The organism is Gordonia sp. p3-SID1431 (assembly GCF_025143765.1).
Taxonomy (GTDB): Bacteria; Actinomycetota; Actinomycetes; order Mycobacteriales; family Mycobacteriaceae; genus Gordonia; species Gordonia hongkongensis.
The window spans coordinates 70,658-83,840 of record NZ_JAMBDT010000007.1 but is presented as its reverse complement, the minus strand read 5'-3'; the positions used below and the strand labels follow the sequence as shown (position 1 = coordinate 83,840).

Below are 13,183 nucleotides of genomic sequence, written 5' to 3'. Positions count from 1 at the left end.
AGAGCCGTCAGGTGACGGGCGTCTCCGCGTGCTTGCCGGCCGGCTGCGGCACGGTCACCAGCGGATACACGCCGTTCTCGTCGTGGACTTCGGTGCCCACGACAGGCGGGTTGAACACGCACAGCATGCGCATCTCGGTGTCGGCGGTGACGGTGTGCCGCTCGTGGCCGTTCAGCAGGTACATCGTGCCCGGCGCGAGCGGATAGGTCTCGCCGGTCTCTCGGTCGAGGAGCGTGCCGGTGCCTTCGACGAGCCAGACGGCCTCGACATGGTTGGCGTAGTGGAACTCGTTGACCGAGCCGGCCTTGATCGTGGTCTCGTGGAACGAGAAGCCCACATTGTCGCCGCCGAGGATGATGCGCTTGGAGACCCAGTTGCCCTTGGGGTCGGCGACGTCGCGGTCGGTCCCGGTGATTTCTTCAGTGGTTCGGACGATCATCCGAGCACCTCCTTGACTGCATCGGACAGGATGGACAGGCCGCGGTCGAGGTCCTCGCGCGAGATGGTCAGCGGCGGGAGCAGCTTGACCACCTCGTCGGACGGGCCCGACGTCTCGGCCAAGAGTCCCGCGCCGAAGGCCTGCGCGCAGACCTTGCCCGCGGCGGTATGGTCCTCGAACGCGAGTCCGCGCACCATGCCACGCCCCCGGGTGGAGATGCCGTCGTAGCGGTTGCACAGGTCGGTGAAGACCTCGTGGATCCGCTCGCCCTTGGCATGGATGTCGCGGGTCAGCGCGTCGTCGGCCCAGTAGGTCTCGATCGCCTTGGCGGCGGTCACGAAGGCCGGGTTGTTCCCGCGGAAGGTGCCGTTGTGCTCGCCGGGGGTCCACACGTCGAGCTCGGGCTTGAACAGGGTCAGCGCGAACGGCAGCCCGTAGCCGCTGATCGACTTCGACAGTGTGACGATGTCGGGCTTGATGCCGGCTTCCTCGAACGAGAAGAACTCGCCGGTGCGGCCACAGCCCATCTGGACATCGTCGACGATCAGCAGGATGTCGCGTCGCCGGCAGAGATCCGACAGTGCCCGCAGCCACTCGGCACGAGCGACGTTCACGCCGCCCTCACCCTGGACGGTCTCGACGATGACCGCCGCCGGGCGGTTCAGGCCGCTGCCGGAGTCGTCGAGCACACGCTCGAACCAGGCGAAGTCCTCCATGACGCCGCCGAAGTAGTTGTCGAAGGGCATGGGCGTCGCGTGGACGAGCGGGATACCAGCGCCGGCACGCTTCATCGAGTTACCGGTCACCGACAGCGATCCGAGCGTCATGCCGTGGAAGGCGTTGGTGAAGCTGATGATCGACTCGCGACCGGTCACCTTGCGCGCCAGCTTGAGTGCCGACTCGACGGCATTCGTACCGGTGGGGCCGGGGAACTGGATTTTGTAGTCGAGTCCGCGCGGCTCGAGGATGTGACTGGTGAACTTTTCGATGAAGTTCCCCTTGGCGACGGTCGCCATGTCCAGACCGTGGGTGATGCCGTCGGCCTCGATGTACTCGAGAAGGGCCTTCTTCAGGACCGGGTTGTTGTGGCCGTAGTTCAAGGACCCGGCGCCCGCGAAGAAGTCGAGGTATTCGCGGCCGTCCTGATCGGTGATGTAGGAGCCCTTGGCGGTGGTGAACACAGCCGGCCAGTTACGGCAGTAGCTGCGCACCTCGGATTCGTGGGCGGTGAAGACTGAATCGTCCATGTGGGTGTCGAGAAGTGGCATGTCGTGTGCTTCCTTCTGGTGTGACAACGTGGGGTTCATGTGCCCGGCTCGAGGTCGCCTCATCGCGATCGCCGGGTTCGGCTGAGCCCTACGGGCTGGGGTCGGCCTTTGGTCGGGATGTCATGCGGGACTACCGGTTACGGGGTCGGCAGGATGGAAACCTAGCGCGCGTGCCGCATCTGAGGCGTCGGCCCTGTGGTCATGGCGACGACCGGGATCGCGCAGGACTCAGGGCTCGGGGATCTCCGGCTCGAGCATGTAGAGATCTTCCGGCTCGTGGGAGTCGGGGAATGCGTTCGCCGCGAACAGGTCTCGACGTTCGAAACGAAGTCCGCGGGCCTTGGCCACCGAGGCGAACAAGCGTTGGGACGGGACGTTGTCCGGGCTGATCGTCGTGTGCATGGCGACCATGCCCTGACGGTTGACGCGGTCGAACAGCTCGTGCAGCATGGTCGCCGCGATGCCGTGTCCGCGCACCTCGTCGTCGACGGCGACCTGCCAGACCATCAGGGTGGAGGGGTCGCTCTGCCGCCGGTAGCCGGTGACGAAACCGACTGCGCGGCCATCGACTTCGGCGACGATCGAGGTGGTGGCGAAGTCGTGGCACCACAGCACGTAGGAGTAGCTCGAGTTGACGTCGAGAACCTGAGAGTCCGAAGCGATTTCCCAGAGGCGGATACCGTCGTCGACCGTGGGAACCCGGTAATCGACGGTGAGGGTTGTTGTCGGGGCCGTTCTTGTTTGGGAAGGGCTCATAACGCAAACGACGTTAACAATGCGTGTCGTAGAAGTCATGTACCTGCGGAAATTGGTCCGCGGAACGCCTACCTTGTCCCTGTTCAGACATACAATGTGAAGCGGGTCACAAAGACGTGAGTCCGGATTGGTTCGGGTGGCTTCCGGGATTGCAGAATGGCCTCATGACGAGGATCATCGCCGGCCGGCTGGGTGGGCGGCGACTGCGTGTTCCGGGCGAGGGTACCCGGCCCACTTCTGACCGGGTCCGCGAATCGGTGTTCAACATGTTGGCCGCCCGATCCGATCTGGACGGAGTCTGGGTCCTCGACCTGTACGCGGGATCGGGGGCGCTGGGTCTCGAGGCGATCTCGCGTGGTGCTGCAGGGGCGACGTTCGTCGACTCCGGGCGCCGGGCCGCGGTCACGATATCCGCCAACGTGCGGGCCTGTGGGGTGGCCCCGAACGCCACCGTACATACGCGCACGGTGTCGGCCTACCTCGCCGGCGCCGCGGAACGGCGGTTCGGCCTCGTCTTCTCCGATCCGCCGTACGACCTCCGGGCCGACCGGATCACCGCGGACCTGGAGCTACTGCGGTCACACCTGGACGACGACGCGCTGATCGTCGTCGAACGCTCGACGCGGTCCACCGGCGAGATCTGGCCATCCGAGTACGAGGTGGTCGTCGACAAGTCCTATGGCGACACCCGGGTGGAGATCGCCCGCCTGGTCTGACCGGTAAGTTCGGGCCATGACGACGGCAGTGTGTCCCGGTTCCTTCGATCCCTTCACCCTCGGTCACCGATACGTGGTGGAACGCGCTGCGGCGTGTTTCGACGAGGTCGTGATCACCGTGGTGGTCAACCCCAACAAGCGCGGCATGTTCGGTGTGGACGAGCGGATCGAACTCATCGAAGAGGACTGTGCGGACCTGGCGAATGTGCGGGTGGACCGGTGGGAGGGCCTGCTCGTCGATTACCTGCGGCAGGAGTCGATCCACACCATCGTGAAGGGGCTGCGCTCCGCCGTCGACTTCGACTACGAGGTGCCGATGGCCCAGATGAACCGCGAGCTCGCCGATGTGGAGACGATCTTCCTGCTGACCGACCCACGATTCGCCCACGTCTCGAGCTCGCTGGTGAAGGAGGTGGCGAAGTTGGGTGGAGACGTGACGCCATTCTTGTCCGCACATGTCCACAAGAGCCTGATGAGCCGGTTGTCCGGCGAGCGCTCGGCCTGACCCACCGGTCGGGCGCGACACACCCCACGCGCTTCACGAGTCACAAGCGCAACATTCGGCACAATAGTCACAGAATCACCAACTGTTGCAACCAGGCAAGCGCCGGATTGGGGTGGCTGTGTACCGGGTATTTGAGGCTCTCGACGAGCTGGTCGCGATCGTCGAAGAGGCGCGGAGTGTGCCGATGACCGCCGGGTGCGTCGTGCCGCGCGGCGACGTGCTGGAACTCCTCGACGACATCAAGGACTCCATCCCCGGCGAGCTCGACGACGCGCAGGACGTCCTCGACCAGCGTGACACGCTGATCGGTGATGCCCGCGAGCACGCCGAGACGACGGTGTCCAAGGCGGATTCCGAGTCCGAGGCGGTCCTCGCGCACGCTCGCGCCGAGGCCGACCGGATCCTCTCCGAGGCGAAGGCGCAGGCCGACCGTATGGTCGACGAGGCGAGCGCGCACTCGGGCTCGCTGGTGGAGGACGCCGCCGAGGAGGCACACCGTCTGCAGACCAGCGCGGCGCGCGAATTCGAGGCCGTCACCGGCCGGGCGCGGGCCGAGGCGCAGCGCACCATCGACGCCGCCAACAACTCCTACGACAAGTCGGTGGCCGACGGTATCGCCGAGCAGCAGCGCCTCGTCTCCGAGACCGAGGTCGTCGGCGCGGCGAAGTCCGAGGCCGAGCGGATCATCGACGCCGCCCACGCCGAGGCCGACCGCCTGCGCGGTGACTGTGACGTCTACGTGGACGAGAAGCTCGCGCAATTCGAGGAGATCCTGACCGGCACGCTGCGATCGGTGAACCGGGGTCGGCACCAGCTACGGACCGGCGCCGGCATGCACGACTATGTCGAGTACCCCCGTGGTGTCGACGAGTCCGGGCGTGGCGACGGTGCGCGTTCGCGCGAGTCCCGTGGCGACGATCCCCGCTCGCGCGAGACCTCGGCCCGCCACACCTACGACCGCGACCACGGTTCGCCGCTCGCGGTGTGACACGCTCGTCGACCCGGCTGTCCACACGCCGCCGGCGTCGGTCGATCATTCCCGGGTGCGAGCGTATGGTGGGCGTTTGTGGCTGATCATGCTGTGACATCAGAGCCGTCGCACGGTCCCGGTTCTACTCCCAGGCGCGAGCCCTTCGTGCTGGATGTGCGTTCGATGGGACGCCGCCCGGGCACGATGTCGGAGGTGCACCGTACTGTCCGGACACCCGAACGGCTGGGCGTCGAGATGGTCGGGATCCCAGCGGATTCCGATGTCGACCTCGACCTCCGTCTGGAGGCGGTGTCCGAGGGAATCCTGGTGACCGGGACGGTGTGCGGTGAAACCGTCGGTCAGTGCTCGCGCTGCCTCGAGCCGATCGACGGCACGGTGACGGTCTTCCTCACCGAGTTGTTCGCCTACCCGGACAGCGCGACCGAGCAGACCACCGACGCCGACGACATCCATCGCATCGCCGACGACTGTATCGACCTCGAACAGTCGATCATCGACGCCGTGGCACTCGAACTGCCGATGTCGCCCCTCTGTTCGTCGGACTGCGAGGGTCTGTGCCAGACCTGCGGGGTGCGTCTGGCCATCGCCGAACCGGGTCACTCACACGAGGTCATCGACCCGCGCTGGGCCGGACTCGCCGACAAGTTCGCCGACCTCGGGAAGGACGATTCGCCGACGGACGGTGCCGCAAACGACCCCGACCCGGAACGACATCGTGACTGAGGCCGTGCGTGCGGACGGTCCGCGTGCGGCCCTGCTCGACGCGCTGGACACCGACATTCCCGACGACCTGCTGACGCTGGCACTGACCCATCGTTCCTACGCGTATGAACACGGCGGTCTGCCGACCAACGAGCGCCTGGAGTTCCTCGGGGACTCGGTGCTCGGTGTCGTCATCACCCAGCGTCTCTACCTGCGTTATCCCGATCGACCCGAGGGCGAGCTGGCGAAGATCCGGGCCAGCGTCGTCAACATGCATGCGCTCGCCGACGTCGCGCGTGGTCTCGGGGACGAGGGCGGTCTGGGCAAGTACCTGTTCCTCGGCCGCGGCGAGGAGATGACCGGCGGGCGCGACAAGGACTCGATCCTGGCCGATGGTCTGGAGTCGCTGTTCGGCGCGGTCTTCCTCAGTCACGGACTCGAGACCTCGCAGCGCGTCATCCTGCGTCTGTTCGACGAGCGCCTCGAACGTGCCGGCAACCTCGGCGCAGGGCTGGACTGGAAGACGTCGCTGCAGGAGTTGAGTTCGGAGCGCGGGTTCGGTCCGCCGCAGTATCAGATCAGCGCGACCGGTCCCGACCACAACAAGGAGTTCACCGCGACCGCGCTGGTCGCCGGCGAGAGCCTCGGCGAGGGTGTCGGCCGGACCAAGAAGGAAGCGGAGCAGCAGGCCGCCGCACACGCCTGGAAAGTGCTCACCGAGCGCGCGTCTGCCTCGTGAACCTCCCTCCCGTGAACGGTCCGCGTGCGGTGTCGCATGCCTGAACTACCCGAGGTCGAGACGGTTCGAGCCGGTCTCGAGACGCATCTCGCCGGTCGGGTGGTGACCTCGACCGAGGTCTTGCATCCGCGTGCGATCCGACGGCACATCGGCGGTGAGCCGGACCTCGTCGGTCGGCTGGCGGGCAAGCAGGTGACCGGGGTTCGACGACGCGGCAAGTACCTGTGGATCGACCTTGCCGACTCCGCCGACCGCGCGGCGCTCGTGGTCCATCTCGGGATGAGCGGCCAGATGCTCATCGCGCGCACCGGAACCCCCGACCACACGCACCTACGGGTCCGTGCCGTGCTCGACGACGAGAACGAACTCCGCTTCGTCGACCAACGCACCTTCGGCGGTTGGCATCTCGACGACTACACGCCGGATGTATTTGCGCAGGAAGATGATTCTGCGACCCAGGACGTGCCGGTATCGGTGGCGCACATCGCCACCGATCCATTCGACCCCGCCTTCGACCCCGTCCGGGTTGTGGATCGCATGCGCGCCAAGCAGTCCGAGATCAAACGGGTCCTCCTGGACCAGACCGTGATCTCCGGGGTGGGCAACATCTACGCCGACGAGGCGCTCTGGCGCGCGCGCCTGCACGGCGCGCGGATCGCCGAGACGATCAGCCGCAAGAAGCTGCGCGAACTCATCGATGCCGTCACCGACGTGATGGCGGATGCGCTGAAGGTCGGCGGTACCTCGTTCGACGCGCTCTACGTGAACGTCAACGGACAGTCCGGCTACTTCGAGCGGTCCCTGAACGCCTACGGGCGGGCGGGGGAGCCGTGTCGCCGATGCGGCGCGATCATGCGCCGCGAGCAGTTCATGAACCGTGGCTCGTTCTCGTGTCCGCGGTGCCAACGGCCGCCGAAGGCGAACCCGGGCTGACGCGCAGGCGGAGCCGCGCCGGGAACAATCGACGTGCCGGGGCTCTTACTATTGGTCGCGATGCCGGCGGCGCCGGCCGACAACATCTTGAGAGGACCCGCCTCGATGACCACCGAAGCAACTGCCCCCGCCTCCGGGGTTCCCGCCGACCAGGCCACCACCGATCTGTGGGTCGAGCGAACCGGCACACGCCGGTACACCGGTCGCAGCTCGCGCGGCGCGGAGGTGCTGATCGGCTCGCAGGACGTCGAGGGCGTCTTCACCCCGGGTGAACTACTCAAGATCGCGCTGGCCGCCTGCACCGGCATGTCGTCGGACCGGCCGCTGGCGCGACGCCTCGGTGACGACTACGACGCGACGATCCGCGTCAGCGGCGACGCCGACCGCGAGAACGAGGTGTACCCGCGCATCGAGGAGATCCTCGAGATCGACCTGTCCGAACTCGAGCCCGACGCCGCGGCCCGGTTGCTCGTCGTCGTCGAACGCGCCATCGACGCGGTGTGCACGGTCGGGCGCACGGTGAAGGCCGGCGCCGAGGTGGATCTGCGGATCGAGACGGAGTGACCGCATGAGCGAGGACGGCACCGACCGCGTCCGGCTCACCGCGCACGTGCACGGGCACGTGCAGGGCGTGGGCTTCCGGTGGTGGACCAGAGCGCGTGCTCTCGAACTCGGGCTCGTCGGCTACGCGTCGAACCAGGCCGACGGCCGGGTGCTGGTCGTTGCCGAGGGGCCACGGGACAAGGCCCTCGCCCTGCTCGACGCGCTCCGGTCGGGAACCACGCCCGGACGGGTGGACCTGGTGGTCGAGCGTGTGGATGAACCGCGCGGGGACCTCGACGGCTTCGTCGAACGGTGAGGAGAGCCGAAACACGTCGCGATGGTGAGTAGTCTGTACCGTCGTGCACCTCAAAAGCCTGACCCTGAAGGGCTTCAAGTCGTTCGCCTCGGCGACGACCCTGCGCTTCGAGCCGGGTATCACGTGCGTCGTCGGTCCCAACGGCTCCGGTAAGTCGAACGTCGTCGACGCCCTGACCTGGGTGATGGGCGAGCAGGGCGCCAAAGCACTGCGCGGCGGGAAGATGCAGGACGTCATCTTCGCCGGCACCTCGGGCCGTCCTCCGCTGGGCCGCGCCGAGGTCACCCTCACCATCGACAACGCCGACGGTGCGCTGCCGATCGAGTACTCCGAGGTGTCCATCACGCGCCGGATGTTCCGCGACGGCGCCGGCGAGTACGAGATCAACGGCAGTTCCTGTCGCCTGATGGACGTGCAGGAGCTGCTGTCGGACTCCGGTATCGGTCGCGAGATGCACGTGATCGTCGGTCAGGGACGGTTGTCGGCGATCCTCGAGTCCCGGCCCGAGGACCGCCGCGCGTTCATCGAAGAGGCGGCCGGGGTCCTCAAACATCGCAAGCGCAAGGAAAAAGCGGTCCGCAAGCTCGACGCGATGCAGGCCAACCTGGCGCGTCTGAACGATCTGACGGCCGAACTCCGTCGCCAGCTCAAACCACTGGGACGCCAGGCCGAGGTCGCCCGCCGGGCCCAGACCGTTCAGGCCGATCTCCGCGACGCCCGGTTGCGCCTGGCCGCCGACGACCTCGTCACCCGCCGCGCGGAGATGGCCGAACACACCGCCGTCGAGGACGAGGTCCGGCGTCGGCAGGACGAGGTGGCCGCCGAGCTCGACCGTGCGAACGAGGAAGTGACCGAACACGAACAGCATCTCGCCGAGATCACGCCCGCCGCGGCCGCGGCCAACCGCGCCTGGTTCCGGTTGTCGGCGCTCGCCGAGCGAGTCGACGCGACCCGGCGGGTGGCCGCCGAACGCAGCCGGTACCTCAGCGAGCCGTCGAGCGAGGCGTCCGGGCCCGACCCGGAGGAGCTCGACGAGCAGGCCCTCGAGGCCGCCGAACTCGAAGCCGAGCTGACCGAGGGTGTCGAGATCGCCGCCGAACAGCTCGAGAGCGCCCGCGAGGTGCTCGGCGAACGCGAGTCGGTCGCGGAGGCGGCCGAGGCGGCTCACCTCGCGGCCGTCCGGGCCATTGCCGACCGTCGCGAGGGTCTGGCGCGCCTCGAAGGGCAGGTGGACAACCTGCGGACGCGTTCGGAGTCGGTCGACGCCGAGGCGCAGCGCCTCACCGCGGCCATCTCGGCCGCCACCGAACGCGCCGAAGTCGCAGTTACGCAACAGGATTCGGCGGCAAGCGAGCTGGCGCAGCTGGAAGCCGCCGAACAGGCGCTCGACGAACACCACGAACGATGCGTGGCCGCGCTGAACCTGTCCAACGAGCGCGTCGCCACCCTGCAGGCCGCACACCGCGACGCCGAGCACGCCATCGCCTCCTTGTCGGCCCGGGTGGACGCACTCGCCATGGGACTCGAGCGCGGCGACGGCGGCGCGTGGCTCCTGGAGAACGCGCCCGACGGCCTGCTCGGACCGATGTCGGAGCTGGTCACGGTCGAAGCGGGTTTCGAGACGGCCATCGCCGGGGCGCTCGGACCCGCTGTGGACGGCATCGTCACCGTGGACGGGATCGCCGCGGTGCGGGCGCTGGCGGCCCTGAAGTCGGGCGACGGGGGACGGGCCGCGCTGATCTGCGGCGGACTCACCGGCCCGGACCGATCGAGCGACGTCGCGCTGCCCGACGGGGCGAGGTGGGCGGCCTCGGTGGTCGACACCCGCCCGGAGATCCGCGGTGCGATCGACACCGTCCTGGCCGACACCGTCATCGTCGACGATCCTGCGCAGGGGCTCGAACTCGCCCGCCGTCTCGGCGTGCGCGCGGTGACGCCCGCCGGCGACCGCATCTCGGCGGCGTCGGTCGAGGGCGGTTCGTCGCGCCGCCCCTCCACGTTGGAGGTCCAGTCGGCGATCGATGCCGCGACCGCCGAACTCGCCTCGACCCGCAGGCGCGTCGAAGAACTCGAGGCGGCGCTCGCCGGTGCGCTCACCGAGCAGCACGATCGGCGAGAGGCGGCCGAGGAGGCGCTCGCGGCGCTGCACGAGTCCGACGCCGGCGTCGGCGCCGCGTATGAGCAGATGGCCCGGCTGGGCCAGGAGATCAGAGCCTCGCGTGCCGAGGCCGACAAGCTGACCCGACAGCGGAATCTGCTCGAGAAGGGCCGCGAGGAAACCCTCGAGAACCTGCAGGAACTCACCGAGCGATTGCGTCTCGCCCGCGATGAGTCCGAGGTGGGGACCGAGATGTCCGCCGACGACACCGACCGCGCGAACGCCGCGACCGCCGTCGGCGTGGCACGCAGCGCCGAGATGGAGGCGCGCCTGACCCTGCGGACAGCCGAGGAACGCCTGGCGTCCGTCCGGGGCAAGGCGGACTCGCTGCGGCGGGCCGCACAGCGCGAGCGCGAGGCACGCGAGCGGGCTCGTCGGCAGGACGAGATCCGACGGCAGGCCGCCGGGGTCGCGGCTGCCGTCGAACGCGCCGGTGCCCAGGTCAGTGAGCGTCTCGCCGCGGCGGTGGCCTCGGCGCAGGCCGGGCGCGACGAACTCGAGGAGATCCGGACCGCCCGCACCGCGACCCTCGACGCGCTCCGGGTCCGGGCTGGCGAACTGACGACCACGCTCAATTCGCTGCGCGACACCGTCCATCGCGACGAGGTGGCGCGGGCCCAGGTCGCGCTGCGGATCGAACAGCTCGAGGAACAGGTCCTCGAGACCTTCGCGATGGCGCCCGACGATCTGATCGCCGAGTACGGTCCCGACGTGCCGATGCCCCCGTCGGCGCTGGAGATGGCCGAGTACGAGCAGGCCCGGGAACGCGGCGAGCAGGTCGTCGCACCGGCCCCGATGCCCTACAACCGGGCGACGCAGGAGGCCCGCGCCAAGAAGGCGCAGAAGGACCTCAACACGCTCGGCAAGGTGAACCCGCTGGCGCTCGAGGAGTTCGCCGCCCTCGAGGAGCGGTACAACTTCCTGTCGTCGCAGCTCGAGGACGTCAAGGCGGCCCGCAAGGACCTCCTCGACGTCGTGGAAGAGGTCGACGCCCGGATTCTGCAGGTGTTCACCGAGGCGTACGCCGACGTGGAACGCGAATTCGGCCAGGTCTTCCAGACCCTGTTCCCCGGCGGGGAGGGCCGGCTCGTCCTGACCGAACCCGGCGACATGCTCACGACGGGCATCGAGGTCGAGGCGCGTCCGCCCGGTAAGAAGGTCAAGAGGCTCTCGCTGCTCTCGGGCGGGGAGAAGTCCCTGACGGCGGTCGCGATGCTGGTGGCGATCTTCCGCGCGCGCCCGTCGCCGTTCTACGTCATGGACGAGGTCGAGGCCGCGCTCGACGACACCAACCTGCGGCGACTGATCACGTTGTTCGCCCAACTGCGGGAGAAGTCCCAGCTCATCGTCATCACCCACCAGAAGCCCACGATGGAGGTCGCGGATGCGCTCTACGGAGTCAGCATGCGCGGCGACGGCATCACGACGGTCATCTCGCAACGCATGCGCGGAGTGAACATGCCCGTCGGTCAACAGGAGGACACCAGCCAGTGAACACCGGAATCATCATCGGCATCGTCGTCGCGGTGCTCGTCGTGATCGCGCTGATCGTGCTCGGGCTGGTGCTGTCGCGCCGCCGGCGCATCTCGCTGACCGACGAGCGGCAACCGGAGATCGTCGACGGGACGACCCGCCAGGTCGACCGGTCCGGGGGCTACCAGGCCGGATCGGGGTTCAGCTTCAGTCGCGGGGAGGCCGCGGGTGACACCGCCCTCGCGGAACCGCCGCGACGGAGGCCGGAACCCCCGGCTCCGGAGTCTGCGACGCCGGCACCCGAGGTGGTCCGGCCGCCCGGAGAGCGCACCGATGTCGACGGTCAGCCGGGCGTCGGTGACGACTCCGCGGTGCCGCGGGATTCGATCCGGCGCGGCGTCACCGAGGTGTCGCTGCCCGAGCCGGACACCACCGAACCCGAGACCGCAGAACCTGCCACCGCCCGCCCCGAAACCGTCGAGCCGGAAACCGTCGAGCCCGAGACGGCGGAGCCCGACGTCGCCGAGCCCGCGTCCGCCACTGCCGCACCCGCGCAACCCGAGGTCGCCGAGCCCGAGGTCGCCGAACCCGAACCGGCCACCGCCGAGCCGGCAACGACCGAGCCCGGGACCCGGGTACCCGACGATGTCGCGCAGGCGACCACCGCGCCGCCGCTGGACGAGATCGCGCCGACGGCGGGCCGGATCGGTCGGCTGCGCGGCCGGCTGTCCCGGTCACAGGGCGCGATCGGCAAGGGTGTGCTGGGCCTGCTGGGCGCCGGCGATCTCGACGAGGACAGCTGGGAGGAGATCGAGGACACGCTGGTGATGGCCGATCTCGGTGCGTCCACGACGGCCACCGTCGTCGAGACGCTGCGCACCGAGCTCGCGGCCAACCCGGTCCGCACCGCGGGTGAGGCCCGGGCGTTGCTCAAGCGGGTCCTGGTCGAGCAGCTCGACCCGACGCTCGACCGGTCGATCCGGGCGCTGCCACACGCGGGCCGTCCCGCCGTCGTCCTCGTCGTCGGCGTCAACGGCACCGGCAAGACCACCACGACCGGCAAGCTGGCACGCGTCCTGGTCGCCGACGGGCGTCGTGTCCTGCTCGGCGCGGCGGACACGTTCCGCGCGGCTGCCGCCGACCAGCTGCAGACGTGGGGCGAGCGGGTCGGCGCCGAGATCGTGCGCGGCAAGGAACAGGCTGATCCCGCCGCCGTCGCATTCGACGCCGTCGACCGGGGCATCGAGAGCGGCGTCGACGTGGTCATGATCGACACCGCCGGCCGGCTGCACACCAAGACCGGCCTGATGGACGAGCTGGGCAAGGTCAAGCGCGTCGTGGAGAAGAAGGCGCCGGTCGACGAGGTGCTGCTGGTGCTCGACGCGACCGTCGGACAGAACGGACTGATGCAGGCCCGGGTGTTCGCCGAGGTCGTCAACATCACCGGCGTGGTGCTGACCAAGCTGGACGGCACCGCCAAGGGCGGCATCGTGTTCCATGTCCAGAAGGAACTCGGCGTGCCGGTCAAGCTCGTCGGACTGGGGGAGGGCGCGGACGACCTCGCGCCCTTCGAACCGGACGCATTCGTCGACGCCCTGCTCTGACGCCGGCGGACGCTGCCGTGAAGTCGGCATCTGTGATCGG

At 68.7% G+C, this 13,183-nt stretch carries 13 protein-coding genes; 10 read left to right on the top strand and 3 right to left on the bottom strand.

Annotation, left to right across the window (positions count from 1 at the left end; all coding sequences use genetic code 11):
* Positions 1 to 7 precede the first annotated feature (7 nt).
* From M4D77_RS03730 to ectA, 3 genes are all read right to left on the bottom strand, one after another.
* Complete coding sequence (locus tag M4D77_RS03730; RefSeq protein ID WP_058250063.1) at positions 8 to 439, bottom strand: ectoine synthase; 432 nt, start codon at positions 437 to 439, stop codon at positions 8 to 10.
* On the bottom strand, positions 436 to 1,707 hold the full coding sequence (ectB, locus tag M4D77_RS03725; RefSeq protein ID WP_068972586.1) for a diaminobutyrate--2-oxoglutarate transaminase: 1,272 nt from the start codon (positions 1,705 to 1,707) through the stop codon (positions 436 to 438). Before ectB ends, M4D77_RS03730 begins: the two co-directional genes overlap by 4 nt.
* Positions 1,708 to 1,935: 228 nt before the next feature.
* Positions 1,936 to 2,463 (bottom strand): diaminobutyrate acetyltransferase, encoded by a 528-nt coding sequence (ectA, locus tag M4D77_RS03720; RefSeq protein ID WP_068972576.1) that lies wholly within the window; start codon positions 2,461 to 2,463, stop codon positions 1,936 to 1,938.
* Between the two features lie 164 nt (positions 2,464 to 2,627).
* On the opposite strand from ectA, the gene rsmD reads away from it, so the two are divergent.
* The 10 genes from rsmD to ftsY all read left to right on the top strand — a co-directional run bounded on the left by rsmD (position 2,628) and on the right by ftsY (position 13,143).
* Positions 2,628 to 3,179 (top strand): 16S rRNA (guanine(966)-N(2))-methyltransferase RsmD, encoded by a 552-nt coding sequence (gene rsmD, locus M4D77_RS03715; protein ID WP_068972575.1) that lies wholly within the window; start codon positions 2,628 to 2,630, stop codon positions 3,177 to 3,179.
* A 16-nt stretch (positions 3,180 to 3,195) separates the two neighbouring features.
* Positions 3,196 to 3,684, top strand: coding sequence for a pantetheine-phosphate adenylyltransferase (coaD, locus tag M4D77_RS03710; protein WP_259935575.1), 489 nt, complete (start codon positions 3,196 to 3,198; stop codon positions 3,682 to 3,684).
* Positions 3,685 to 3,802: 118 nt separating this feature from the next.
* Positions 3,803 to 4,672 (top strand): DivIVA domain-containing protein, encoded by an 870-nt coding sequence (locus M4D77_RS03705; protein WP_058250067.1) that lies wholly within the window; start codon positions 3,803 to 3,805, stop codon positions 4,670 to 4,672.
* Between the two features lie 93 nt (positions 4,673 to 4,765).
* Positions 4,766 to 5,398 carry a DUF177 domain-containing protein gene (locus M4D77_RS03700; RefSeq protein ID WP_259935579.1) on the top strand — a complete coding sequence of 211 codons (633 nt, stop codon included), beginning with the start codon at positions 4,766 to 4,768 and terminating at the stop codon, positions 5,396 to 5,398.
* The gene (gene rnc / locus M4D77_RS03695) at positions 5,391 to 6,116 is read left to right on the top strand and encodes a ribonuclease III (protein ID WP_065628999.1); all 726 of its coding nucleotides are present in this window, start codon (positions 5,391 to 5,393) and stop codon (positions 6,114 to 6,116) included. The genes M4D77_RS03700 and rnc overlap by 8 nt, the downstream gene beginning before the upstream one ends.
* A 36-nt stretch (positions 6,117 to 6,152) precedes the next feature.
* Complete coding sequence (gene mutM, locus M4D77_RS03690; protein ID WP_259935574.1) at positions 6,153 to 7,049, top strand: bifunctional DNA-formamidopyrimidine glycosylase/DNA-(apurinic or apyrimidinic site) lyase; 897 nt, start codon at positions 6,153 to 6,155, stop codon at positions 7,047 to 7,049.
* 105 nt (positions 7,050 to 7,154) lie between these two features.
* A complete protein-coding gene (locus tag M4D77_RS03685; protein WP_259935573.1) occupies positions 7,155 to 7,613 on the top strand; it encodes an OsmC family protein in 459 nt (152 codons plus the stop codon).
* Positions 7,614 to 7,617: 4 nt separating this feature from the next.
* Positions 7,618 to 7,908, top strand: coding sequence for an acylphosphatase (locus tag M4D77_RS03680; RefSeq protein WP_137809334.1), 291 nt, complete (start codon positions 7,618 to 7,620; stop codon positions 7,906 to 7,908).
* A gap of 43 nt (positions 7,909 to 7,951) precedes the next feature.
* On the top strand, positions 7,952 to 11,560 hold the full coding sequence (smc, locus tag M4D77_RS03675) for a chromosome segregation protein SMC (RefSeq protein WP_259935572.1): 3,609 nt from the start codon (positions 7,952 to 7,954) through the stop codon (positions 11,558 to 11,560).
* A complete protein-coding gene (gene ftsY, locus M4D77_RS03670; RefSeq protein ID WP_259935571.1) occupies positions 11,557 to 13,143 on the top strand; it encodes a signal recognition particle-docking protein FtsY in 1,587 nt (528 codons plus the stop codon). Before smc ends, ftsY begins: the two co-directional genes overlap by 4 nt.
* Positions 13,144 to 13,183: the final 40 nt, after the last annotated feature.